Annotated in this window: 23 protein-coding genes and 1 riboswitch; of the genes, 3 read left to right on the plus strand and 20 right to left on the minus strand. The window is 44.0% G+C overall.

The genetic code is table 11. The annotated features are described in order from the left end of the window. Positions 1–7: 7 nt before the first annotated feature. The 9 genes from meaB to DESDE_RS22825 all read right to left on the minus strand — a co-directional run bounded on the left by meaB (position 8) and on the right by DESDE_RS22825 (position 7,880). Entirely contained in the window at positions 8–976 is a 969-nt protein-coding gene (gene meaB / locus DESDE_RS17495) for a methylmalonyl Co-A mutase-associated GTPase MeaB (protein ID WP_014795355.1), read from the minus strand. Next, the gene (locus DESDE_RS17500; RefSeq protein WP_014795356.1) at positions 973–1,491 is read right to left on the minus strand and encodes a cob(I)yrinic acid a,c-diamide adenosyltransferase; all 519 of its coding nucleotides are present in this window, start codon (positions 1,489–1,491) and stop codon (positions 973–975) included. Before DESDE_RS17500 ends, meaB begins: the two co-directional genes overlap by 4 nt. Before the next feature lie 28 nt (positions 1,492–1,519). Further along, positions 1,520–2,041 (minus strand): DUF6125 family protein, encoded by a 522-nt coding sequence (locus tag DESDE_RS17505; RefSeq protein ID WP_014795357.1) that lies wholly within the window; start codon positions 2,039–2,041, stop codon positions 1,520–1,522. A gap of 276 nt (positions 2,042–2,317) precedes the next feature. After that, positions 2,318–4,408 carry a sigma-54-dependent Fis family transcriptional regulator gene (locus DESDE_RS17510; protein ID WP_014795358.1) on the minus strand — a complete coding sequence of 697 codons (2,091 nt, stop codon included), beginning with the start codon at positions 4,406–4,408 and terminating at the stop codon, positions 2,318–2,320. 247 nt (positions 4,409–4,655) lie between these two features. Beyond that, the gene (locus DESDE_RS17515) at positions 4,656–5,099 is read right to left on the minus strand and encodes a MerR family transcriptional regulator (RefSeq protein WP_033422392.1); all 444 of its coding nucleotides are present in this window, start codon (positions 5,097–5,099) and stop codon (positions 4,656–4,658) included. A 229-nt stretch (positions 5,100–5,328) separates the two neighbouring features. After that, positions 5,329–6,672, minus strand: a complete 1,344-nt coding sequence (locus tag DESDE_RS17520; protein ID WP_041917294.1) for an ammonia-forming cytochrome c nitrite reductase subunit c552 — start codon at positions 6,670–6,672, stop codon at positions 5,329–5,331. Positions 6,673–6,690: 18 nt separating this feature from the next. Next, a complete protein-coding gene (gene nrfH, locus DESDE_RS17525; RefSeq protein ID WP_014795361.1) occupies positions 6,691–7,176 on the minus strand; it encodes a cytochrome c nitrite reductase small subunit in 486 nt (161 codons plus the stop codon). Positions 7,177–7,428: 252 nt separating this feature from the next. Next, on the minus strand, positions 7,429–7,755 hold the full coding sequence (locus DESDE_RS17530; protein WP_242831278.1) for a hypothetical protein: 327 nt from the start codon (positions 7,753–7,755) through the stop codon (positions 7,429–7,431). Beyond that, on the minus strand, positions 7,752–7,880 hold the full coding sequence (locus DESDE_RS22825; RefSeq protein ID WP_282433503.1) for a hypothetical protein: 129 nt from the start codon (positions 7,878–7,880) through the stop codon (positions 7,752–7,754). The genes DESDE_RS17530 and DESDE_RS22825 overlap by 4 nt, the downstream gene beginning before the upstream one ends. 442 nt (positions 7,881–8,322) lie before the next feature. Between DESDE_RS22825 and DESDE_RS17535 the strand changes: the two genes are divergently transcribed. After that, positions 8,323–9,240, plus strand: a complete 918-nt coding sequence (locus DESDE_RS17535) for a PadR family transcriptional regulator (RefSeq protein ID WP_014795363.1) — start codon at positions 8,323–8,325, stop codon at positions 9,238–9,240. Positions 9,241–9,492: 252 nt separating this feature from the next. Here the strand turns inward: DESDE_RS17535 and ppdK are convergent, their stop codons facing one another. The 11 genes from ppdK to DESDE_RS17590 form a co-directional block, all read right to left on the minus strand. Beyond that, entirely contained in the window at positions 9,493–12,138 is a 2,646-nt protein-coding gene (gene ppdK / locus DESDE_RS17540) for a pyruvate, phosphate dikinase (protein WP_014795364.1), read from the minus strand. Continuing rightward, positions 12,131–12,952: a pyruvate, water dikinase regulatory protein gene (locus tag DESDE_RS17545; protein WP_014795365.1), complete on the minus strand. Its 822-nt coding sequence runs from the start codon at positions 12,950–12,952 to the stop codon at positions 12,131–12,133. Before DESDE_RS17545 ends, ppdK begins: the two co-directional genes overlap by 8 nt. 41 nt (positions 12,953–12,993) lie before the next feature. Next, complete coding sequence (ccpN, locus tag DESDE_RS17550) at positions 12,994–13,638, minus strand: transcriptional regulator CcpN (RefSeq protein ID WP_014795366.1); 645 nt, start codon at positions 13,636–13,638, stop codon at positions 12,994–12,996. 197 nt (positions 13,639–13,835) lie between these two features. Further along, on the minus strand, positions 13,836–15,908 hold the full coding sequence (gene glyS, locus DESDE_RS17555) for a glycine--tRNA ligase subunit beta (RefSeq protein ID WP_014795367.1): 2,073 nt from the start codon (positions 15,906–15,908) through the stop codon (positions 13,836–13,838). 1 nt (position 15,909) lies between these two features. Next, on the minus strand, positions 15,910–16,800 hold the full coding sequence (gene glyQ / locus DESDE_RS17560; protein ID WP_014795368.1) for a glycine--tRNA ligase subunit alpha: 891 nt from the start codon (positions 16,798–16,800) through the stop codon (positions 15,910–15,912). A gap of 375 nt (positions 16,801–17,175) precedes the next feature. Beyond that, positions 17,176–17,481, minus strand: coding sequence for a DUF2325 domain-containing protein (locus DESDE_RS17565; protein ID WP_014795369.1), 306 nt, complete (start codon positions 17,479–17,481; stop codon positions 17,176–17,178). After that, a riboswitch (molybdenum cofactor riboswitch) is annotated at positions 17,477–17,608 on the minus strand. (Overlaps the previous gene by 5 nt.) A 110-nt stretch (positions 17,609–17,718) precedes the next feature. After that, positions 17,719–18,237, minus strand: a complete 519-nt coding sequence (locus DESDE_RS17570) for a nucleoside-triphosphatase (RefSeq protein WP_014795370.1) — start codon at positions 18,235–18,237, stop codon at positions 17,719–17,721. Between the two features lie 5 nt (positions 18,238–18,242). After that, a complete protein-coding gene (locus DESDE_RS17575) occupies positions 18,243–18,941 on the minus strand; it encodes a class I SAM-dependent methyltransferase (protein WP_014795371.1) in 699 nt (232 codons plus the stop codon). Positions 18,942–18,957: 16 nt separating this feature from the next. After that, positions 18,958–19,713, minus strand: a complete 756-nt coding sequence (locus DESDE_RS17580) for a DUF364 domain-containing protein (protein ID WP_014795372.1) — start codon at positions 19,711–19,713, stop codon at positions 18,958–18,960. Between the two features lie 35 nt (positions 19,714–19,748). Then, a complete protein-coding gene (locus DESDE_RS17585; protein ID WP_014795373.1) occupies positions 19,749–20,777 on the minus strand; it encodes an ATP-binding cassette domain-containing protein in 1,029 nt (342 codons plus the stop codon). After that, entirely contained in the window at positions 20,774–21,463 is a 690-nt protein-coding gene (locus tag DESDE_RS17590) for a GTP-binding protein (protein WP_014795374.1), read from the minus strand. Before DESDE_RS17590 ends, DESDE_RS17585 begins: the two co-directional genes overlap by 4 nt. A gap of 287 nt (positions 21,464–21,750) precedes the next feature. Here DESDE_RS17590 and DESDE_RS17595 point away from each other — a divergent pair, with 287 nt between their 5' ends. Together DESDE_RS17595 and DESDE_RS17600 are read left to right on the plus strand one after the other, a co-directional pair. Further along, positions 21,751–22,764, plus strand: a complete 1,014-nt coding sequence (locus DESDE_RS17595; protein WP_014795375.1) for a FecCD family ABC transporter permease — start codon at positions 21,751–21,753, stop codon at positions 22,762–22,764. Next, positions 22,761–23,567, plus strand: coding sequence for an ABC transporter ATP-binding protein (locus DESDE_RS17600; RefSeq protein ID WP_014795376.1), 807 nt, complete (start codon positions 22,761–22,763; stop codon positions 23,565–23,567). Before DESDE_RS17595 ends, DESDE_RS17600 begins: the two co-directional genes overlap by 4 nt. Positions 23,568–23,595 lie beyond the last annotated feature (28 nt).

The following is a 23,595-nucleotide window of genomic DNA, read 5'->3' on the forward strand; positions in this document are numbered from 1 at the left end:
TATCAACCTATTTTGAAAAGGAAACATGCTTTACTGTTTCTTCAGTAACTATAGATGCCCAAACTTTCTCGGCCAGCCGATACGGATTTTCCTGTTCCAGGTCCTTCTCAGCATCTCGTAAATTCTCCCAAGCTATAGCAAAGGACTGCCTGGCAAGTTCTTCCCAATGATACCAAACTTCTTGTGCAAAGGCTTGTTTACGGCGCAAGAGATTTTTCCCGGATTGGATCAGGTAGTTCTGGTGAAGCGCGATTTGATCGCGAAGTTCGGAGAGTCCCCGCTGGTCAAGGACACTGGTCAGGATGACAGGGGGACGCCAGGGTTTTTCTCCATTGAGGCCCAGAACCATTTCAATATCATTTTTAAGGTGTTCAGCTCCCGGTAAATCGGCTTTATTGACGACAAAAATATCCGCAATTTCCATAATCCCGGCTTTGATAGCCTGGATTCCATCTCCCGTTCCTGGATTCAAGACCACAATGACCGTATCCGCCAGTTCCATAATTTCTAATTCTGATTGTCCAACGCCCACAGTCTCCAGAAGAAGGCGTTCATATCCGGCAGCTTCCAATATTCTTAAGACATCCCCCGTGGAGCGGGCCACGCCGCCTAAATGTCCCCGGGTACCCATACTTCGTATGAACACCCCGGGGTCTGTGCTATGGGATTGCATACGAATCCGATCCCCCAGAATGGCTCCTCCCGAATAGGGGCTGCTTGGATCAACCGCAACAATGCCGACTTTCTCCTTTTGATCCCGATAGAGATGGGTCATGGCTCCGACTAAGGAACTTTTACCGGCACCCGGCGGCCCGGTTATACCAAGTATCATGCGTTGGCCAGTCCTCGGAAGGATTTGACACATAATTTCGATTCGTCCCCGGTTATTCTCGACTTGAGAAATAAGCCGGGCTGCAGCACGCCGCTCCCCTTTCCAAAGGCGTTCCAACCAAAGCTCATAATCGTGGGTTTTCAAAATTCCATCCCTTCCTTTGCCTCAACCCCTTGTTGATATGCATGCCGATGCTCCTGCATGACTGTTACTGTATCGGCAATGGCTAGAATTTCATCCGGCGCATAGCGTCCGGTTAAGACGAGGTGCAAACGCGGGGGACGCTTTTCCAAGAGTTCCATGACTTCTTGAACTGTGACCAACTTAAAGTCTAAGGCGACCAAAAGTTCATCCGCAACAATCAGGTCAAAGCGATCCTCTTTAAACCATTGGGATAAAATTTCTAGCCCTTCATGGGCCATGGCAATATCCACCGGATCGGGATTTTCATAGGAAACAAAACAATCCCTACCGGTCTGTACCAAGGTTAAGTTGGGGAGCTTCTCAGAGATCTTCACCTCTCCGTAATTTTTGCTTCCTTTCATAAATTGTAAAAAGCCCACCTTCTGATCGTGCCCCAAGGCCCTGAGACTCAGCCCTAAAGCCGCTGTGGTCTTCCCTTTGCCATTACCGGTATAGGCCAGCAAAAGCCCTTTCATATTCTCTCACCTTCTTCCTGTGATGATCTCATTCATTTTCCACCAGGGTAAATTCCCAACCACAGTAATAGTCCCGAGAATCCTGATCTGGAGGGCAAGCTAAACAACGGGTTGAGATTCGCGGGTCGATGGTGGCGGCAAATAAGGAGTACTCTACCTCACCCACTGGCTTACACGGAAAATCAGGCAACTGTTTTCTTCTTCGAGCACTTTGAACCCGACAATCCGTCATTTTAAAAATCAATGTTTTTTCATCCGGCCGCTCTATCGTCTGTTGATTAAGAAATGCGTACAGCCGAAAAGCTAAGGCCCGCTCAAGAGCGTCAAGCCCACCCTGAGGAGGCAGTTTCAAGAACTCCTGAATACGCTTTGCTTCGACTACTGTGAAATGCCGCCAAGCCTCAATGTCATGATGGATTGCTTCTCCAATCCCTCTTTCTCGTTCTATGGACTGAAACCAAAGTCCGTCATGAGCCAACCAGCGCTTGGCAAAATCCCCAAGCAAATCCAACGCTTGTTGATGGGTTAAGTCTTCCTTACTTCTTAACATTTTTTATATCTCCCCCTCAAATCAACCCTTTCGGGTCATACTACCTCACTGCCCTCCTTTGAATGGTATTTATAATATTCTGATTATTGTAGCAATTTCTGTGCCAATGGCTGGCTAAGAAGTTTAATACTCAGGCTTTATTTCAAATAAGAGTTCAAAATTATGTTAGTAATATGAAAGGCATCAAGGGCACCAGACCACAAAGCGTCCTGAAAGCGGACATATCTGTCGGAAAATTGACCGCTTTCAGGACGCTTCTGCAGGTTGAACACGCATCTAAGGCCTCAGGTTATATTTATTTAATTTATCATAAAGTCTCGACCGACTAAGGTTTAGAAGCTTTGCAGCTTTCGTCTTATTGCCCCCTGCTTTTTCAAGCGCCGCCATAATCATCTCCCGCTCAATCTGGCCAATTTTATCCTGATGCCGTATTCCGTCATTCTCAGCATGGATCATAGGCGGATTACAGCTAATTATATTATGGGGCAGATGCAGCAGCTCAATTAAACCGCTGGGAGCGTAATTGACTGCCCGTTCCACCACATTTTCCAATTCACGAATGTTTCCCGGCCAGGAGTAGTTAAGTAATGCAGCCATAGCGTTATTGGTTATACCCATTACATTAGCTTTCAGTATAGTGTTGAATTTGGTAATGAAAAAATGAGTTAAGGGTTTAATATCCTCAAGACGTTCCCTGAGGGGAGGTATATGTAGATTAATGACATTTAACCGATAGTAGAGATCCGATCGGAACTCAGCATTAGCAATAGCATTAATTAGCTTTTTATTCGTGGCTGCTAAAATCCGTACATTGACTTTTATACTTTCAGTACTTCCTAATCGTTCCACTTCGCGATCCTGCAATACTCGTAATAACTTAGCTTGCAGAGCCAGGGGCATTTCCCCAATCTCATCCAAGAAAAGGGTCCCTCCATCAGCCCGCTCAATTCGTCCGGGCTTACCACTCCTGGAGGCACCTGTAAAGGCCCCCCCCTCATAACCAAACATCTCTGCTTCCATAAGACTCTCTGGAATAGCTGCGCAATTTACTTTAATAAAAGGGCCTTGGTAACGTTCACTGCAAAGATGGACTGCATGGGCTACAACTTCTTTGCCAGTTCCACTTTCACCAGTAATTAAAACCGTTGAGCTGCTGGAAGCAACAATGGATATTTCATCTTTAAGCCTTTTCATTTGCGGGCTTTCAGCTATCATATCTTTCATGATTGTTTGAGCGGTCATATTCTTTTGCAATTCTTCCTGAAAAAACGAGACTTTATGTTCTAAACAGCGTACCTTTTCCGCCAACTCCTGGGCCTCGGCAAGGTGAGGAAATACAGCTTTCCCTACAGCGCCGACCACATTTCCTTCTTTTATGATGGGTGAACTGGAAACAATGATTGGCTTTCCTTGTATAGTCAGAACTTCACTGGATTCGGATAATCCGGTACTGGCTACATGATGCAAACGGCTTGACGCCAAAATCTCCGTAATAGGCCTTCCTATGATTTTATCCGGAGGAAGGGTTAAAAAATTGGCCATAGCTTGATTGACAAGGGTTGTTTTTCCTCTTTCGTCAATCACAACGATGCCGTCACGAATGATGTTGAGTACCGTATCAAAGGTTTTATTCAAAGCTTTAACGGTTTCTAACTCCTTTGCCGTATGCTCTAAATCCGTGAGATCCTGGAAGATCACGATGGCCCCTTCGATACTTCCTTCAATATTCAGCGGGGTCATATTCACCACCATAGTCACATTGCGGCATCTATATTTTTTCCCGATTTGAACGACACCATGGACAAGGGAAGGGGTAATATCCAAATTGGGCAATAAACCGTGGAATGGCTTTCCCATCAAAGAAGCGGAATCTATACCCAGGATCCGCCTCGCACCTATACTGATATGGGTGATAAAGCCTCTACCGTCTACGGCAATGACACCATTATGCATTGAATCCAAGATAGCTTTTAATTGAACATTAAGAAGTTCGGAATGTTTAAATAAAGTCACCACCATGTTGGCCTTACATAAGAGTCCAATAACCTTTCCTTCTCTATCCAGGACCGGAACTGAACCTACGGAACTCACTTTTACAAAACTCGCCAACTGCTCATCGGAAAGATCGTCAGAAATACTAATCACATTGGTAATGAGATAAGGGTCTACAACGTCCTTGGATGTTGCGCCGTTTAGGACAGCACGGTAGAGACTGCTTCTGCTGAAAATGCTCAGCAGTCTTCCGTTTTGATCTAGCACCGGAATTATGGCGATCTTTAAATCAAGAAAAATTCGCACTGCCTTGGCTATAGTATCGCCCAGCTTCAAATAAGCAAACCGCGTATTAGTACCTTCCTCGAGGAGCATATTCTATCACTCCTTATTAAGTAAATTTCATTCAAATACAGACCTGCCTCATTAGAAGTCTGAAAATTCTGCATACATTATATCATCATTTTGCCTTGAATTGAAGGGATAATACCGGACGTAAAAAAAGAGAACCCTGGTACGGTTCTCAAAGAAAAAAGAGCAAGCTCAATTTCTAATTATTATTATTTATATAAATTCAATGTTCTTATTGAGATTCCGGGCAAAAAGCAATCTGCTCTTCAAGCTATTTGCCATCTGAAGAGCTGGCGCAAGTCTTTAACATTTCACAAGTACTGCAAAGCTCACTTTTATCACTAGCTATAAAACAATAAGTCCCTTCAACCTTCCAACAAGGTTTGGATTCATTAATGGGTGTGGAACTGCTTCTCATCCCTCCACCTTTGCAATTTCGATTGTACCAACAGGAATACATAGACGTGATCTGCTTTACTCCAGCAATATTCAACCCCTTTTCATTCATAAGAAACTTAATGAATTTTAAACGCAAGAGATCGTTATTTGAATATTTTCTTTGATACTTATCCCGGTTAGGGTGAATTAAACCATTTCTCTCCCACACTCTTAAGGTTTCAGGATGCTCCTCAATTAGCTCCGCTACGGTACCAATGCTGTAAAGGCCTTTTTCTTCGTCAAGCAAAATTATCACCACCTTTAAGGGCCTCAACATTTTGATGCACAATAATTTTGAATTATCGATATCTTTATCTATATAGATTGTAACCCTTTTGGCTCAGAATCTCAATATTCTTATTTAAGTTTTCATAGACGAGATGTATAACTACGCTTAATTATAATAACGATAGCGAAAATATTCAATGTGTAAAAATAAACAAAAACCTTCGCTACCACATTTTGGGTAGCGAAGGCATTTTCTAAAGGGTATCCAGTGATTCTGCTTATGACTTAGGAGCACTTTCCTTCTCATGCATTATTTTCATTGTTTCTGTGTTGGTTTTAGGTGCCTCGACATCCCACTTAGGAGTTGCGACACCGGTTACAGCTTCTGTAGCCTTGCTGATGGCCTGGTAAGCATAGTCCATGGATGTATTCAGAGTTTCCATGGTTAACTGAGGATTATGGAAGCCCATGGAGTTCTCCGCTCCGACCCAATCCACTAAGAATTGACCCTTACGTTGCAATGCACGGGCCTCGTTGAGAACATCCTGATTAGCGCCCTTAGCATCAGCTTCAGCAATGGCTTCAATCGCTTCGACATTGATATTTCCTACTTTACCCATCATATCGGCGACTTTGTCCTGAGTATAGAATACTCTTTCTTTGAGTTTTTCTTCGCCTTCTCGATGACAAGTCATGCAGCTCTCGTTCATATGCTTAAGAGGGCTGGTCCACCAGTGCGAAGAGATTTTCTCTCCGCCGTTCATGGTGTAAGGCATATGGCAATCCGCGCAGGATAAACCGGCTTCAGCGTGAGTGCTGCCCATGAAGGTTTCGTATTCAGGGTGCTGGGCCTTGATTTCACCGACACCGGCTTTCGGATGTTTCCAGTCGGAGAAACCTATTTCTTCATAATAAGCCAAGACATCATTGGGGGTAAGACCTTTATCCCAAGGGAAGGTGACAATTTTCTTATCTCCTGCGAAATAATATTCAACGTGACATTGTGCACATACCATGGTGCGAAGTTCTTGGGTAGTCAGGTTATCAGGATCCTTGCCCAAACGAGTAAGAGCGTCCCGTAAAGGGGGCTGGACAATGACCAAATTCATGGTCTGAGGATCATGACAATTGGCACAAGTAATGCCTTCCGTCATTTTACCCTTCAAATCATGGAAATTGGCTCCATAATAGGCATCACCCATTTCTTCTACGATACCGGCTACATTGGCAGATTTACAGGTCCAGCAAGAAGCAATACTTTTTTCATTAATACGTTTGATTTTGGTGACGTCTTCAATGGTGTAGGCATGGCCACGATCTTCATTGTATTCAATAGCAAACCCATACCCAGCAAAAATCTCTTTTAAGAAAGGCCACTGGGTCAGCTTGTCAAATTCTTCGGAGCCGCCATACTTACTGCCTTCATTGGACATTTCTTTTGTTTTGACGAATGTATCATATTGTTTAGGATAATACTTGGCATACTCGTCTACAGATAAGGTTCCAGGAGCGATATCAGCCCGAAAAGCAACAGGCTGCGTGGTTTTCGATGAACAACCAACCGCGGCTATGCTGATGGCCATTGCAGCCAGCAATCCTATGAGTATTTTACCTTTTCTCACAATTTTACCTTCCTTTCTCTATCGATAGTTGCTATGAGGGGTATAGCGGTGACAATCAAAACATCGTCGACTGGAATCCATATTAACATTCCTTACCACGTCTTGATGGCATCTTAAGCAGTTATTCTGTACCATTTCCGTATTCTTTTCTGCGATGCGAATACTGTCCGGCAGGTCACTGAATGTATTGTGGTAAAGGTGCTGAACTCCTGCCGTAACCTTTGTATAGGTCTTGGTCACATAGTTGGTTTGATCCGTATGACACTCGTTACAACCGGCTATTTCCCGGTGGGATGAATGGCTCCAAGTCCCATAAACAGGCTCCATAACATGACAAGAGACACAAAAACTTGAATCTTTTGTAACAGCATGCACTCCTTGAACTCCAATAATGACTATTGAGAACAATCCTATAAAAAGACCTACGATTAGAGATAGTTTGGATATTCTTTTAGTTTTTCCGCTTGGGACACCGGTTTTTTCTTGCTCCACTCCGCTATTCATAGCTTACCTCCTTTCTCAAAGTCTCTCGTGGTGTCCTATTCTGCCTGGACCTCTTCATTAAAATTATAAAAAATATAGACCATTAAACCAATTAACAAATTCATCACAATTTATTAACATATTCTTAACAAAGAGAATCGCTTGGAAAAATAGTTGTCCTTGGCGGAACCGGTGTGCAATAAAAGTTATAAAAATAAGGTACTGGAACTTTAACTTGAAACAAGTTCCAATACCTTATTACTTTAAATCGAGCTAAGCCTTCTTTTTCGCCCACATAATTACGCCATACGAAAGCCACGCGAACCCGATTCCAAGAAGTACGGCAATTCCTATCATCGCAATCACTGTATAGTCATAAAAAGCTATAAAGCCACCGTTCGCTAGTGTTGAAGTTTGCGGCAAATCAATGACATTATACGAACCCAACACACAAACAATCCATGTGATGCCGACGAAAACAGAAGGTGCCATCTTTATTATTCTCGATTTTGCTAGTACGCACAGCAGCAGCTGTACAATGGCAGGAAATCCAAACAAAGCAAGAGCAATCAGCCAAAAAACCGCTCCGTCGCTCATCATTCTTTCTCCTTTTCAACATCCTGTGTATCGGGTGGAGGGACTTTGTCGGAATCATGCCAGTCAGAGCTGGGGTTGAGCACGCCTACTGTAAATTCATCATATAGTTTCTTTATATTTTTGATCATTTATAAAAGGTTATTTTTTCAATTCTTCTAAAGAATAAAAGGTTCCTCTCCATTTAAGACCACCACGACCTAAGGTCTTAATCATCGAATGAATATTGCCCAAATGTATAAAGCAGAACCTGTTTGAGCAGATTCTTTTGACATTACAGCACCCCCTTTGTCATCAATTATAACTGATATGTCCTATTGCTGCACAACCAACAGGCCCTCCCGATTCAACTAATTGAACATTATCGCCATTATCCAAAACTATTATAACCATTTGACAATAACAAGAGGGCCTAGGCCACAGCTATCTAAATAGACTAATCTCCTTTTTCACATCACTGAGCACTTTTGTAATCATTGATATCAACAACATGGCAAATAAATTTCCTAAATTGACAACTGTAATAACATATGTTATCGTTAACCTATGTTATTATTAAAAGAGGTGCGCTCAATGTCAATTAAATCAGCAATATTAGGTATACTTAGTTGGAAGCCTTCAACAGGATATGAACTAAAAAAGATTTTTGAGGATTCCTCCTTCATGTACTGGTCTGGTAATAATAATCAAGTTTACAAAGCTCTTATTAGTATGGAAGATGAGGAGCTTGTTACAAGTAAAGTGATTCATCAGGATAACTCTCCTTCAAAAAAAATATATACCATAACTGAAGAAGGACTTAAAGAACTAAAAGAGTGGGTTATATCATCACCGGAGGCTCCTGAAATTAAAAAAACGTTCTTGGTACAACTTGCCTGGTCAGACATGTTAAGTAATCAGGAATTAAGTGAAATTCTCACAAAATATGAAAATGAAATCAAATCGCAATTGATTATGCAGCAGGAGAAATACAGACGTTCAATTCATTCTCCTAATAGAAACACTAGGGAAAGTTTAATATGGGAGATGATTTCAGAGAACATTATTTCAACCTATAATAATGAACTTAATTGGATCCGTGGAACCCGTCAGAAGTTGTTTGAAAATGAAACTGTGGAGGAAAAAGATAAAATGAACTATCAAATTAGAGAAATAGAGAATAAAAAATATATTGAACTGATTTCTACTACTGAACCATTAAGTACTGAGAATGATGCACTTAATCTGGTGGCTTTATGCTGGGAGCATGAGACACATGTGCTTATGATACACTATGCAGCCTTATCAGAAGACTTCTTCAAACTTAAAACCAAAGCAGCTGGTAATATTATTCAAAAATTTATAAACTATGGTATAAAAGCTGCTGTTATTATCCCTCAGGAGACAATTCAAAAAGGCAGATTTAAAGAGATGGTCATGGAAACAAATAAAGGCAATCATTTTAGAATGTATGAAAGTAAAGAAGAAGCTGAAAGATGGTTTTTGAATTAGCGGCTTCAAACGTTTTCAAAGCAAGCTAAGATCGAGTTATTGCCCAATACGGGGCACTTCATTGTCAACCAAGCGGATCGAATACTAAATTCCTAAAAAAAGAATAATTACAATGCAGTTGATAACAAAAACAGGGTATTATTTCTTAAAATCATAAGAAATAATACCCTTGCTTATTTTATAATAAGTCTCTCAATCCTTGGTAGAAAAGGCTTTTCTATCTTTGACCAGCCTATTTTCAGCCTACTTCGATTAGTCTTTGTTGATTACAGCGGCCTGTGCGGCGGCCAAACGGGCAATGGGCACCCGGAAGGGAGAACAAGACACATAGTTCAGACCGATTTGATGGCAGAATTCGATGGATGAGGGATCTCCCCCATGCTCACCGCAGATTCCCACTTTTAGGTCAGGATTGGCCTCCCGGCCAAGTTTTACTCCCATTTTCATGAGCTTGCCTACTCCATTGCGATCGAGAACGGCAAAGGGGTTGTTCTCGAGGATATTCTGCTCCAGATAAGCCGGAAGGAATTTACCTTCGGCATCATCCCGGGAGAAGCCCAGGGTAGTCTGTGTCAGGTCATTGGTACCGAAGGAGAAGAAGTCGGCAGCTGTGGCCACTTCATCTGCGGTTAGGGCAGCCCGGGGCACTTCAATCATGGTGCCAATTGTGTAAGAGAAGGTTACTCCTTGTTCCGCCATGACGGCTTGGGCCGCCTCCTCGGTGACCTTGCGGAGCTTCGCAAGTTCCTTGACATGGATAACAAGAGGAATCATAACCTCAGGATAAATCTCATAGCCTTCTTTGACAAGATGTGCAGATGCTTGGAAAATCGCCCGTGCCTGCATGGCATAGATCTCAGGGAAGGTGATTCCCAGACGGCAGCCCCGATGCCCCAGCATGGGGTTCATTTCGGATAGAGCACGAACTTTTCTTAAGAGGGCTTCTTTTTCATAAAGCTCTTCTTCATGATCTCCCTTCATTTTCAGCTTGGTGATATCCACCACCAACTCTTCTACATTGGGGAGAAACTCATGGAGGGGAGGATCAAGAAGACGGATGGTTACCGGGAATCCTGCCATGACTTTTAGAATCCCATAGAAATCTTCTTCCTGCATAGGAAGGAGTTTAGCTAAAGCTTCCTCTCTTTCCGGTAGGGTCTGGGCGAGAATCATATCTTGAACAATGGGTATGCGGGCCGGGTCCATAAACATATGCTCAGTCCGACAAAGTCCGATGCCCTGTGCTCCGAAATCCCGGGCTTTTTGTGCATCACGGGGGTTATCCGCGTTGGCCAGGACCTTAAGTGTGCGAATCTCATCAGCCCAGCCCAATAATTCCTTGAACTCTTCGCTGAGCTCAGGGTCAATCATGGGGACCTCTCCCTTAATAACACGACCTGTTGCCCCATCAATAGAGAACAAAGTTCCTTCCGGGTAAGTGACACCATCAATGGTTACCGTATTATGAGTATAATCAATCCTTAGTGCCTCACAGCCACATACTGCAGGTTTACCCATATGACGGGCAACCACTGCGGCATGGCTAGTCATGCCCCCCCGGCTGGTCAAAATCCCTTGAGCTGCCAGGATCCCATGGATATCGTCCGGTGTAGTCTCTGTCCGAACCAAGAGGACCTTTTCCCCTGCGTGACCCAGACGCTCAGCATCATCGGCATCAAAAATGATTTTGCCGGATGCTGCCCCCGGCGAAGCAGGAAGCCCTTTGGCGATAACCTCTAATTTGGCCTCACTGTCCATGCGGCGATGGAGCAATTGGCCTAATTGACCAGGCTCAATCCGGGCAATGGCTTCTTCCTTAGAGATAACCCCTTCCCAACAAAGCTCCACAGCAACGCGGATAGCTGCAGGAGCAGTACGTTTCCCATTCCGTGTCTGGAGGATATAGAGCCGTCCCCGTTCAATGGTAAATTCAATATCCTGCATATCCCGGTAATGGGCTTCCAGGCTATTGGAAGTCTCTACAAATTGGGCATAGATCGCTTTGTTCTCATCTTCGAGGCTTTTGATAGGTTGAGGAGTACGGATACCTGCTACCACATCCTCACCCTGAGCATTCATAAGATATTCTCCATAAAGGGCTCTCTCTCCCGTGGATGGGTTGCGGGTGAAAGCTACTCCTGTACCTGAGTCATTGCCCATGTTTCCGAAGACCATGGATTGCACATTGACTGCGGTACCAATGTCATCTGGAATCCCATTGATTCGCCGATACACATTGGCACGATCATTGTTCCAGGAACGGAATACGGCTAAAATAGCCTGTTCCAGCTGTTTCATGGGATCTAAAGGAAAAGGACTTCCTGTACGGCGTTGTATGAGCTTTTTATACCCTGCCACAACTCCTTTAAGACTCTCTGCCGTAAGCTCCGAGTCATAATGTACGCTTTGCTTTTCCTTGGCATCTTCCAAAATTTTCTCAAATTCATGATGCTCCACTTCAAGAACAACATCTCCGAACATTTGAATAAAACGCCGATAGCTATCATAAGCAAAGCGTTCATTCTGGGTGGAAGTAGCAAGACCCTCTACTGTATCATCATTAAGTCCGAGGTTAAGAATAGTATCCATCATACCGGGCATAGAGAATTTTGCTCCGGAACGAACGGAGACCAAGAGAGGATTGTCTTTATCTCCGAATGTCTTGCCTGTGGCATTTTCGATATCCGCTAAGGCCGGACCAATCTGTTCCCACAGCCCTTCCGGAAAGTTGCGGCCTCCAGCATAGTAATCATTGCATGCTTCTGTAGTAATGGTAAACCCTGGAGGTACGGGCAACCCAATATTGGTCATCTCTGCAAGATTAGCACCCTTACCTCCTAATAAATCTCGCATGGAAGCCTGGCCTTCACGGAATAAATAAACAAACTTCTTAGACATTTCGCTCCCCCTTATACAATATCTCTAATATTCTTGATGCCGTCTCTTCAATAGCCTTGCCGGTGGCATCAATGACCGGGCAACCTACTTTACGCATAATTCCCCGGGCATATTCCAATTCTTCCACGATACGTTCATAATTCGCATAATCCGCACCAGATCCTAATCCTAAGGTTCTCAGCCGTTCCGTTCGAATCTGATTCAATAGATCAGGCTTCAAGGTCAAACCGATTACTTTTTGGGATGGAATTCTGAAAAGCTCCTGCGGAGGAGAAACTTCAGGAACCAGAGGTATATTAGCTGCCTTGATTCCTTTATGGGCCAGATACATGCTTAAGGGAGTTTTTGATGTCCGGGAAACTCCGATAAGTACCACATCTGCTAAGAGCACTCCCCGCGGATCCTTGCCATCATCATATTTCACCGCAAATTCAATGGCATCGACTTTACGGAAATACTGTTCATCCAATATATGAGTCACATTGGGGGTATAGCTTGGCAAAAGGCCGGTCTGATCGGCAAGGATTTTAATTAAGGGACCGAGAATGTCCACTGTATGCAATCCATAGTCTTTGGCTTTTTCTTCTAAATAATTCCGAAGTTTTTTTACTACAAGGGTATAAGCAATAATCGCTTGCTCTTTCATAGCTTCTTCGAGGATTTCGTCCACATGAACTTCATCCTGCACATAGGGTACCTTGCGAATTTTGGTTCGAATCCCTGAAAATTGAGCTGCCGCTGCCCGGCTGACGTATTCAGCTGTCTCACCCAAAGCATCTGAGATTATGTATATAACAGGCATTTCCTTAGCCACTTCACACCTCCAAGGTCAATTATTTAGGTCAAAAAGGAGCTTTATTGAGCACCTAATGACCCAATCTGTACAAATAATTTCGTGACGTTCGTCTTGGTAAAACGGCCGATGACTTCATAGCGCTCCTCGCCTTTTTCGTCTATAAAGGCTTCCACAACAGGCAATGTGTCAATCTGGTGCAGAGTTAACTTCCTCGCTGCTTCTAGTACCGGTTCATCCGCTGTGGTCATAATAATATTGGGCATCCGGGTCATAATGATACTCACGGGAACCTGTTGAAGATCAGTTTTACCTAAGGCAGACTTAAGCAAATCTTTCCGGGACACCATTCCTCTTAAAGTTTGGCCTTCCCCAACAACGGTTAGACTTCCTACATTCTGTGTAAACATCGTCACTATAGCATCATAAATACTGATGTTTTCCCGGATAGATATAGGAAGGGATTTGAAGTCTCCCACCCGAAGCTGGCGAAGTCGTTCCATATAGGGCGATGTTTTCTTTTTGTCTTTATAAAAATATCCCACCCTCGGTCGGGCTTCGAGAACACCTGCCATCGTTAAAATTGTCAGGTCAGGACGCAGGGTCGCTCGTGTCAAATCAAGCTTTGCAGCGATTTGTTCCCCGGTAATTGGGCTTGAATTCTTTACGATTTCTACAATTCTTGCTTGACGTTCCGTAAACTCCAACCCTTTTCACCTCTTCATCTCTCACTCGTGTAACCATATATTCGTTATACAGGTCGAATGTGACATACTAATTCACATAATACAGATAAATATTCCACACATTTTTTCTATTTCCTTCAACTTATATTATCCAATTGAAAAAAAAATAACGGCGCTCTGCTGGAATTATGCAAAAACGCCGAAGATGATTTATTCAATTAAGCTAAGAGGCTGAGATCCCCCAGGCAACCGAGAATGGTGACGCATTGGCTGAGGAGGGCTAAACGAGCTTGCTTGAGGGCTTCATCATCCACCATGATCATGACGGCGTTAAATAGTGCTTCAATCATAGGGATGAGTTCGGAGGCCAGAGCATAGGCTTGTTCATATTCACCTTTTTCAATCAGAGCGGCGAAGGCTTCCTTTCTCTGGGCGAGACCTGCAGCCAGGGCAATTTCTGTAGGATCGACAAGAGCCTTAGTATCCAAAGGCTGGGTTTGAGCCTTTTTGCTGAGGTTTAAGCAGCGAATATAGGCTTGGGAGTAGGGAACAAATCCCGCTGTTTCCCGTTTTTCTGCCAGAACCTGGACCTTCTTTGCCGCTCTTGTTATATGATTACTGCCATGAGCAAGGACAGCATCAAGAGTATCGTAGCGCACCCCTTGCTCCTGAAGAACAAAACGTAGCCGTTGTTGGAAGAAATCCTGCAGAGCGCTTTGAAGGTCGACCAAAGGGAGAAGATGTATTCCTTGATAAACAAAGCTCACATAAGAGGTAGTAATAAGCCGTTCCAATGGAATATCCCAACCTGCTTCCAGAATGATCCCTACTACCCCTTGAGCTTGGCGCCTCAAGGCATAGGGGTCCTGAGATCCGGTAGGCTGAATCCCGATTCCAAAGGCGCCCACGATAGCATCCAGCTTATCTGCCACACTGACGATTTGCCCGGTGTAGGATTTCGGCAATTCATCCCCGGCAAAACGCGGCTGATAATGTTCGAGAATCCCTGTGCAGATTTCAGGCTTTTCACCGCTGATGCGAGCATAATCCGCTCCCATGATACCCTGGAGCTCAGGGAAATCATAGACCATCAACGTTACCAGGTCCGCTTTGGCCAGAAGAGCGGTCCGTTCAGCCAAAGCTTGTTTTTCTTCTTCCATGCCTAATAGTGCTGCAATCTCCCTGGAAAGAGCACGAACCCGGTCGACCCGCTGGCGGACACTGCCTAATTTCTCATGGTAGGTGACCTTATCCAGCTTTTCGACTAACTCGGCAAGAGGTGTTTTTTGGTCTTCACGATAATAGAAGGCTGCGTCTTCCAAGCGGGCTTTGAGAACTTTCTCATTCCCGACCTTTACTTTCTCCAGGGCATAATCATCCCCATTGCGTACGGTAATGAAATAGGGGAGCAACTTCCCTTCCTTATCCCGGATGGGAAAATAGCGTTGATGTTCTTTCATAGGAGTGGTGATAACAGGCTCCGGAAGATGCATATAGTTCTGAGCCACTTCACCGAGCAGGGCGGTCGGATATTCAATGATATGGGTTACTTCATCTAAAAGATCTTCATCCTTTTCTACTTCTCCGCCTACTTTTTCGGCGAGGGCATGGATTTGTTCCAATACGGATTGACGACGCTGCTCCGGATCCGCCATAACAAAGGCTTGTTGCATTTTTTCCACATATTCTGCCGGGGTGTTCGGGGTTACAGCCCCCCCTAAAGTACGATGCCCCCGGGAGACTTTTCCGGATTCCAATCCCACAAACTCAAAGGGAATGACCTCACTCCCAAATAAAGCGACAATCCAACGGATCGGACGGGCAAAACGGAACTCCAGGTCGGCCCAGCGCATAGGCTTGGGAAAATGAAGTCCGGTGATCAGATCTGAGCAAAGCTTGGGGAGTAATTGAAAGGTGGGCCGGCCAATCTCAGATTTCCGGGCATAGACATAGGGCACTCCGTTTAATTCCAGTACAAAAAGATCCTTGGTTTCCACCCCTTGCCCACGGGCAAAGCCTTGAGCCGCTTTAGTGGGATTTCCTGCGGCATCATAAGCTGCCTTGACTGCAGGCCCTTTGACTTCTGCCGTAAAGTCTGTTTGTTTTTCGGCCAGGCCTTGAATAAGCACAGCAAAACGCCGGGGTGTAGTGTAGACCTTCAGATCTTGATAATCCAGGCGCAGCTCCTGACAATATTTCTGAACTTGCTCCCGAAGTTGGTTCCGCACACCGGGGGCGAATTTCGCCGGGATTTCTTCCGTACCGATCTCTAGCAGAAAATCTTTAGCCATCTTATTCGGCCTCCTTTCCAGATTGTACTTTGAGTAAGGGGTATCCTAATTTTTCACGTTGCTCGACGTAGGCATGAGCGCAAAGACGAGCTAAATTCCGCACCCTGGCAATATAGCCCGTCCGCTCCGTCACACTGATGGCCCCGCGAGCATCCAGGAGGTTGAAAGTGTGGGAGCATTTGAGGACATAATCGTAAGCAGGAAGAACCAGCCCTTTCTCTACGATCTGAACGGCTTCCTTCTCATACATATCAAACCAAGTTTGAAGGGCTTCCACATCGGCTGCCTCAAAATTGTAATGGGAATAATCGATTTCATTTTGAAGATAGATATCTCCATAGGTGATATCTCCCACATACTCAATATCATAAACACTCTCTTTGTTTTGAATAGTCATAGCTAAACGCTCAAGACCATAGGTAATCTCAGCGCAAACCGGTTTGCAGTCAATCCCCCCGCATTGTTGAAAGTAGGTGAACTGAGTGACTTCCATGCCATCCAGCCAGACTTCCCAACCTAACCCCCAAGCCCCAAGAGTAGGGGATTCCCAGTTATCTTCGACAAAGCGAATATCATGCTCCTTGGGGTTAATTCCCAAGCGTTCCAGACTTTGCAGATAGAGCTCTTGAATATTATCCGGTGAAGGTTTAATAATGACTTGGTATTGAAAATAATGCTGTAAACGGTTGGGATTTTCTCCATAACGTCCATCTGTAGGACGACGGGAAGGCTCGATATAAGCCACTTTCCAGGGCTCAGGCCCTAAGGCACGCAAAAAAGTGTTGGGATTAAATGTTCCGGCACCTTTTTCCATATCATAAGGCTGGGCAATGATGCATCCTTGCTCCCCCCAAAATTGGTTCAGGGAAAGAATCATGTCCTGAAATTTCATGATTAACCTCCTGTTTTAATTTTTTTGGACTTTATTAAACTGAAGCCGCATTGGAAGCGCCCGAGGGTTGAAGATGAAGGATAAGCTGCCCCATAAAAGAGACATGGCAGCTAATATGTCAAAAAACTCTCGCCCCCGTAGCACTTCTGCTACAGGGACGAGAGTATTCTTCCCGCGGTTCCACCCTGTTTGATCTCATGGAAAGCCAAGAGATCCTCCTTCTTTAACACGCACTCCAAGTGCCCTGATTCGCTTACCCGTTTGGCTTCCACCTCTTCCAAACTCGCTTAAGGGATACACGGATCTTCCTCTCATCATCGCACGAAAAAATTTAATTTGGAAATAATTATAGTACGGCTTAATCGTTTTGTCAATCTATGCTGTATTGATCTCATTTTCTTTTTCAATCAAACTCAAAACTGAGGCAAGCCCCTTAGCTTGGGAGTAATATACTTTCTTATTACACTTTCTAGCTACATCTTTTGCATCCCACATGCTGAGATGGGAGCAAACCATTTGCACGATAATCACACAATCTGCGCCTTTTATGATGTTTTCCAACAGTTTTTTGTTGTTCCTTCTCGGCACACCATCATGGAAGCGCAATTCTATGTTATTTAACTTGCCTATGGATTTGCTATGTCTCTCGAAATTATATCCGCCTATAATCGCTATCTTCATTGGGAATCCACCTCCTTTTCAAACGTGAAGGCATATCCATTTCTGGGTATACCCGAGGGCATATCGCCCTGGCCGACCAACCATGGATTACTCTTTAGGTCGCTTCGGCTCGGAGACAATTATAAACTTCTTCTCGATCAAAACTAACTAGAACACACTACTCCATATTATGATTTATTATATATTGATTTTAGTCACGTCTCAATAGGCTTCAAATTATTGAAGAGATAGATTGAATTAAAAGTACCGAAGCAAATGTGAAGCTATGTATTCCGGCAAGGCATCTCGGTTTTCCTCGTTCACAGAAATCAGCTTTACGTTTTGATGATACCTTATCTGATCTGTCCAACCGTTGCTAGCCTGCTTTATCACACCAAGTATAGGAATAGAGCCTGCTATAGCCTCCAAAATTTCCTCTTGAAAGGCAAAAGCATTGCGTTCCTGGCTGCCGCATTCATCCATCACAATGAGTTGAGCTTTGATTCTAGCCAAATGAATAAGCTCAACACCATAACCATCGAACCGCTCCGTAAGGACTTGTGGAAGACCCTCTTCCCGAAAACGGACTATAACATTCTCTTCCTGATAAACCTTCTCTCCCGAAGCAGAAGTCATATAAAGCCGCTGGTTCGGAGAACCTCTGTCGGGGCCAAAGTAGGTTCTGAAACCGTCGTACGCTACATTGCAAATCCTCAGTGTTTTATCAATGATCGTACTTTTACCCACTTGAATCTCACCGATCAAAAAGATGTGCATAGCCTTTATAGTTTCCCTTCAATTTCAAATACCCCTATGGGCTTTTGGCGCGGAAGATAGAGGGAAAATTCTCCTTTTCCTATTGCAACAAGGCGCTCTGTTATAAAATTCTCCAAATCATGAGGACTGATATTATGGGATTGGGTCCTAACAAAATTCCGGGCCTCTTCTTCAGACCGAAAGGGCTGGCCAAACTCAAAGACGGTTTCGGTGAGAGAATAGGGTATTCCTTTGCGGATTAATCCTTCCTCAACCTCTTTAGCCGTGTTTTTCTGGAATCTCCGATACTTTTCGGGATAGAGCTCAGCTTGACTCTTTCTACCCACCACCGCAATGAGCTTTTTGCAGTGTGACAAAAATTGTTCCAGCTCACGGCTGCCAAAGAAGCTGATGAAAATAACATCCCAGCACTCCTCAATGGAGTTGCAATCCATCGTTAAAGGGGTAATGTTGGTAAGATTTCTTGTCTGAATGCTTTTCTTAAGGGTCTCAATAGCATAAGGATGAATGTCTATGCAGGTAATGCGGTCAATGTATCTGCTCAGTTCTAAATCGACCATCCCTATTCCACAGCCAATATCACATAAAGTAGAGTACTCTGCCAATTTAGGCCCCACCAACTCAGCGATATTCTTGAAAAAGCCGGTATGCCTTTCAGCATCTTCATACCATCTTACTGTATTTTCATTCCATTCGAAATTCACCCCTGCCCCTCCCTGCTTATTTTTTTATCGCCACTTTCTGTCCCGTAGTATATATCTTCACTTTTTCAGCCCCGGCTACGATTCTAAAAGCCCGGGCATTATCTTTAATCATAAATCCCGAAAGTTCTTGAAGCCCATAATCAAAGAGTATCGGTGCCAGAGGGGTCCCCGGCCCTACCAAAGTGGTTCGTTTTGCGTTTTTTGACAATTCAAGAAGCCTCGGCAACGTCTTATCCACTACAGAAGCACAAGTAATGTAGACATAGTCACACTCCGGAAGAATAAATTCACTTGCCGGCATGGGATAATCCCCTTCCTCCGGACTCCACTCCAAAATAGAAAGATCGCAGATCGGCTCCAGAAGGCTTTCCAGATGGGGGAAATGCCCCACCACTCCAACCTTTTTGCCCTTCACTTCATTCTGAGACATAATAAATGGGTCATTCATGCGATCCTCAACTCTTTTGGCTTCCGAGAATACTACACCATTTTCTCTGGCCACTTGAGGATTATTGTAATAAGCGTTGATCGCCGCCAAACCAATAGAAGCTTCAATATAATTCCATGACTTAACACAAGCAGCTACCTCTCGCAGAGGAAGGCCTAATAAGTTTTGCGTAAGCATAGGCATTCTCGTTTCATAGAGACGATTGGGACCGAGCCCCCCACCATCCCCGCTGCGAATCATGGAATGGGTCGTTCCGCATATCAGCTCATCGACCAGGTAGTCCTCCGGAATCCCGTTAATCATGGCATCATAGATTTCCCACATAGTCTGCCTTCCTTTCACAATGGTCTCATCTTTTATCAGTTAACAGTCCAAGCCGGCAACTCAGCAATATAATCTCCTGAACGCAAGCGGTTTCTTAATTCGCCCAAAACATTATCCAGTTTCTCTATGGTTTTGAGACTCTCCCTTTCTTCCTCCGTGGTATCGATGATTTTAGCGATTCCACCGTCTTTAATGACAATGCGTTTATCCGCACTCAAGGCTAAGAGGGGATCATGGGTGGATACTAAAATAACTTTTTCCCGGTTAGCCAAAAGGGTAATTGCCTGCTTCCTATCGATTCCTGCGTTTTCAATTTCGTCAATCAGTACAATGGGAGACTCGCTGATAAAAGCAGTATCAGCAATCATCAGCGCCCTTGACTGACCCCCACTGAGTTGAGTTACCTTTGTTTCCTCTGAAAACTTCTCCCCCGCCAGATCATTAGCACACTGAAAGCATCTCCGAATCACATCCTCCGCATGGGGTGTCATCCTGCTCTTCGCATGCATTACTAAAAACTCACGGACCGTTAAATCCATAACGAAGTTCATGTTCTGAGACAGCTGGGCCACCAGTTTCCCCTCCATCTCAAAGCGTTGAGAATCATCCAGCTCAGACCCATTGATCCGAATTATTCTGCCTGTAGGGGTATCCCCTTGAGCCAGGCATTCAATATCATTGAGCAGCCTGCTTTTTCCCGATCCGGTGGGACCCACAATACTGATAATTTCTCCGGGATAAATGGTGAGACTAATTGCTTCAGGTTCTTTTAATTTGTTGTATCCTCCGTGAATTGTCAATGATGAAATGGCCTCCCGGGCACTTCCCCTCAGTGAAAATGTCTCGAGAAATTGGCAAAAGCTTTGCACGACTTCAAAAGATTCCAACCCGAATTCCACAAGAATTTCCTCATCTGCCTCCTGTAATGCTTCAAGCAAGGGGAGTTCTTTGGCAATACCGTCCAAACGCAGATTGACCAGAAAGTCAGCCCCAATAGGGTACTCCATCAGCACATCCCCCAGGCTTTTGCTGTGGACCAGTTGAACAAAATCATTACTTTTCATCGTTTTCCAAACTCCATTTTCTTCATCATTCCCATCTGATAGGATTCCCCGATCCTTGTCTCACCTGTGCAATAGGAGCAGACTGCTGCTGGTGTCGTGAATCGTAATTTCATATCCCGTGTAGTTCCAATGTCCCGTGCCTGTTGCAGATGCTTGGAAAGTATAAACGCCCCTTGTCCAGTGATTCCATTAACAAATACAATCTGCGCCGTGGGATTAACCTGAGTGATATTAAAAGCAAAAACCTCCCGCTCTGCCTGAGAGACAATATCTCCTTTGGTTACCACCACAATATCTGCGTACTTCAGCATAGGCCCTATTTTGCGAGGGGTATTGATACCCGAGAGATTATCAATAACACAAACGGATAGGATACCCTTTATATATGGTGAACAACGGTTGCATAACCCCGCACTTTCCGTTATAAGCATCTCGAAACCCGATTGCATCCCCCATTGAACAGCATCTTCAATATTGCTGACAAAGAAATGATCCGGGCAGATTTTTCCTGAAAAGCCGATCTGCACGGGGATCCCTGCTTCTTCATAGCTCAAGTTATCAAAAGAAGTTAAACAGTCAAATTTTACGACTCCGACTCTCCCTTTTTCTTTCATAGACTCAACCAGCCTTAAGATGACCGAAGTCTTTCCCGAAGACGGGGGCCCTGCCACATTAATTAGTTTCACAGAATTACCTCCTCAATCATGGGCATAACCGTAATAAAAAGGTTGTAACCAACACAACCAAACATAACTAGATATCACCAAAGAGAAATATACATAAATAAATCTTGCTTATATTTTACAACTAACTAAATTCAATTTCTACCTTTTCCAATTTGTTTGTATAAGTTTAAGTCCATTTATATTCATTGACTTAAATTATTTATACTTGTATAATTTTACTAAACGCCGAAATATTTAAATCAAATTATTAAACACTAAATCTTAGCATATTTAAAGGCGGTAAAGAAATGAAGCAAGCAGGACAAGGCATCTCTATCGTCATGGGTCTTGGTATGATTCTTCTGATTACTATACTTATCTCTTTTCAGCTTGGCCGTTACCCCATTCCGCCAAAGGAATTGTTTGGGATTCTATTTTCCAAGGTCTTTCCTATCGAACAATTTTGGGCCGACCGTCTGGAGATTGTATTAATAAACATTCGTTTACCCCGGATTCTTTTGGCTTGTTTAGTGGGGTGCTGTCTATCTGCTGCCGGCGCTGCCTATCAGGGCGTTTTCCAAAACCCTATGGCCTCTCCGGATATTCTGGGAGCCTCAGCAGGAGCAGCCTTTGGTGCTGCCCTAGCTATTCTTAATCATTCAAGCAGCACCCTAATCGCCCTGAGTGCATTTTCTTTCAGCCTCCTTACGGTGGCCATAGTTTATTTTATCAGTAAGCGCGCCAAAGGAAAAAACATACTTGGCCTGATCTTGGCAGGAATTATGGTGAGCTCGCTTTTTTCGGCAGGTACATCTTTTATTAAGTTAGTCGCTGACCCTAACGATCAACTTCCGGCAATTACATATTGGCTTATGGGCAGCTTATCCGGGGCGAAATTGAGTGATATTACTTTTGCTATTATTCCTATGGCCATCGGATTAACTCCTTTGCTTCTCCTCCGCTGGCGGTTAAACATTCTTACCCTTGGTGATGATGAGGCTAAGACAATAGGAGTCAATGCCAAACAAATTCGCTTGCTTGTCATCATCTGTACTACTTTTGTTACGGCGGCCAGCGTTTCTGTAAGCGGTATGATCGGTTGGGTAGGTTTGGTCATTCCCCATCTTACCAGAAAACTTGTGGGGAATAACTATACTATATTAATGCCTGCCTCTATGCTTTTGGGAGCAATCTTTCTCCTTATCGTCGACAACTTTTCCCGAAACCTTCTCACCACTGAAATTCCTCTGGGGATTCTTACCGCTTTTATCGGAGCTCCCTTCTTCATCTACCTTATCACCCGAAAGGGGGAGAGCTATTGAGTATCGAAGTATCCAACCTTAGTTTTGGCTATGATGAACAGCTCATCCTCAATGATATTAGTTTCTCAGCAGAGGACAATGAGCTGTTATCAATTTTAGGCCCAAACGGAGTAGGGAAAAGCACGCTTTTTCGCTGCATACTCGGTTTGCTTCATGGGTACAAGGGGCAGGTTTCTCTGAATAACCTGGATATAAAAAAAATGGGGATAAAGGAAATGGCAAAATATGTAGCCTATATCCCTCAATCTCATTACCCCTTATTTAATTACAGCGTGTTTGACATGGTGCTTATGGGAACTACCATACAGATATCCACCCTTTCCAAACCTGGAAAAAGACAAATTCAGCTTGCTGAGGCAGCTCTGGATAGGCTAGAAATCACCCATCTTAAACATAGAGGCTATACCCAGATAAGCGGCGGGGAAAGACAGCTTGTGCTCATTGCCCGTGCATTGGTCCAGGAAGCTAAAATACTTATTCTTGACGAACCGACTGCAAACTTGGATTTTGGTAATCAAATCCGGGTTCAAAACCAGATAAAGGCTCTGGCAAAGGACGGATACACTGTTGTTCAATCGACCCACAATCCCGATCAGACCTTTCTCTTTTCCGACAAGGTATTAGCTATGAAGGAAGGCAAAGTTCTCGCCTATGGACAACCTAATAAAATATATTCGGAAAACCTGATCAAAACCCTTTACGGGGTGGATGTAGAGATTCAAAGTTTCTATGAAGATCAGGTAAGGGTCTGTATTCCTAAGGGCATCGTTAAAACGGATCATCTCCGTGAGCACTGCTCTTAAACTATTTAAAAAAAGGAGGCATTACTTC

The organism is Desulfitobacterium dehalogenans ATCC 51507 (genome assembly GCF_000243155.2).
GTDB classification, from domain to species: Bacteria; Bacillota; Desulfitobacteriia; order Desulfitobacteriales; family Desulfitobacteriaceae; genus Desulfitobacterium; species Desulfitobacterium dehalogenans.

Bases quoted from the DNA above. Each gene is read 5' to 3' on its own strand.
- DESDE_RS17500 (WP_014795356.1), bottom strand. From the start codon at position 1,491: ATGAAAGGGCTTTTGCTGGCCTATACCGGTAATGGCAAAGGGAAGACC.
- DESDE_RS17505 (WP_014795357.1), bottom strand. From the start codon at position 2,041: ATGTTAAGAAGTAAGGAAGACTTAACCCATCAACAAGCGTTGGATTTG.
- DESDE_RS17510 (WP_014795358.1), bottom strand. From the start codon at position 4,408: ATGCTCCTCGAGGAAGGTACTAATACGCGGTTTGCTTATTTGAAGCTG.
- DESDE_RS17515 (WP_033422392.1), bottom strand. From the start codon at position 5,099: ATGTTGAGGCCCTTAAAGGTGGTGATAATTTTGCTTGACGAAGAAAAA.
- nrfH (WP_014795361.1), bottom strand. From the start codon at position 7,176: ATGAATAGCGGAGTGGAGCAAGAAAAAACCGGTGTCCCAAGCGGAAAA.
- DESDE_RS17530 (WP_242831278.1), bottom strand. From the start codon at position 7,755: ATGATGAGCGACGGAGCGGTTTTTTGGCTGATTGCTCTTGCTTTGTTT.
- DESDE_RS22825 (WP_282433503.1), bottom strand. From the start codon at position 7,880: ATGATCAAAAATATAAAGAAACTATATGATGAATTTACAGTAGGCGTG.
- DESDE_RS17535 (WP_014795363.1), top strand. From the start codon at position 8,323: ATGTCAATTAAATCAGCAATATTAGGTATACTTAGTTGGAAGCCTTCA.
- ppdK (WP_014795364.1), bottom strand. From the start codon at position 12,138: ATGTCTAAGAAGTTTGTTTATTTATTCCGTGAAGGCCAGGCTTCCATG.
- glyS (WP_014795367.1), bottom strand. From the start codon at position 15,908: ATGGCTAAAGATTTTCTGCTAGAGATCGGTACGGAAGAAATCCCGGCG.
- glyQ (WP_014795368.1), bottom strand. From the start codon at position 16,800: ATGAAATTTCAGGACATGATTCTTTCCCTGAACCAATTTTGGGGGGAG.
- DESDE_RS17565 (WP_014795369.1), bottom strand. From the start codon at position 17,481: ATGAAGATAGCGATTATAGGCGGATATAATTTCGAGAGACATAGCAAA.
- DESDE_RS17570 (WP_014795370.1), bottom strand. From the start codon at position 18,237: ATGCACATCTTTTTGATCGGTGAGATTCAAGTGGGTAAAAGTACGATC.
- DESDE_RS17580 (WP_014795372.1), bottom strand. From the start codon at position 19,713: ATGTGGGAAATCTATGATGCCATGATTAACGGGATTCCGGAGGACTAC.
- DESDE_RS17585 (WP_014795373.1), bottom strand. From the start codon at position 20,777: ATGAAAAGTAATGATTTTGTTCAACTGGTCCACAGCAAAAGCCTGGGG.
- DESDE_RS17595 (WP_014795375.1), top strand. From the start codon at position 21,751: ATGAAGCAAGCAGGACAAGGCATCTCTATCGTCATGGGTCTTGGTATG.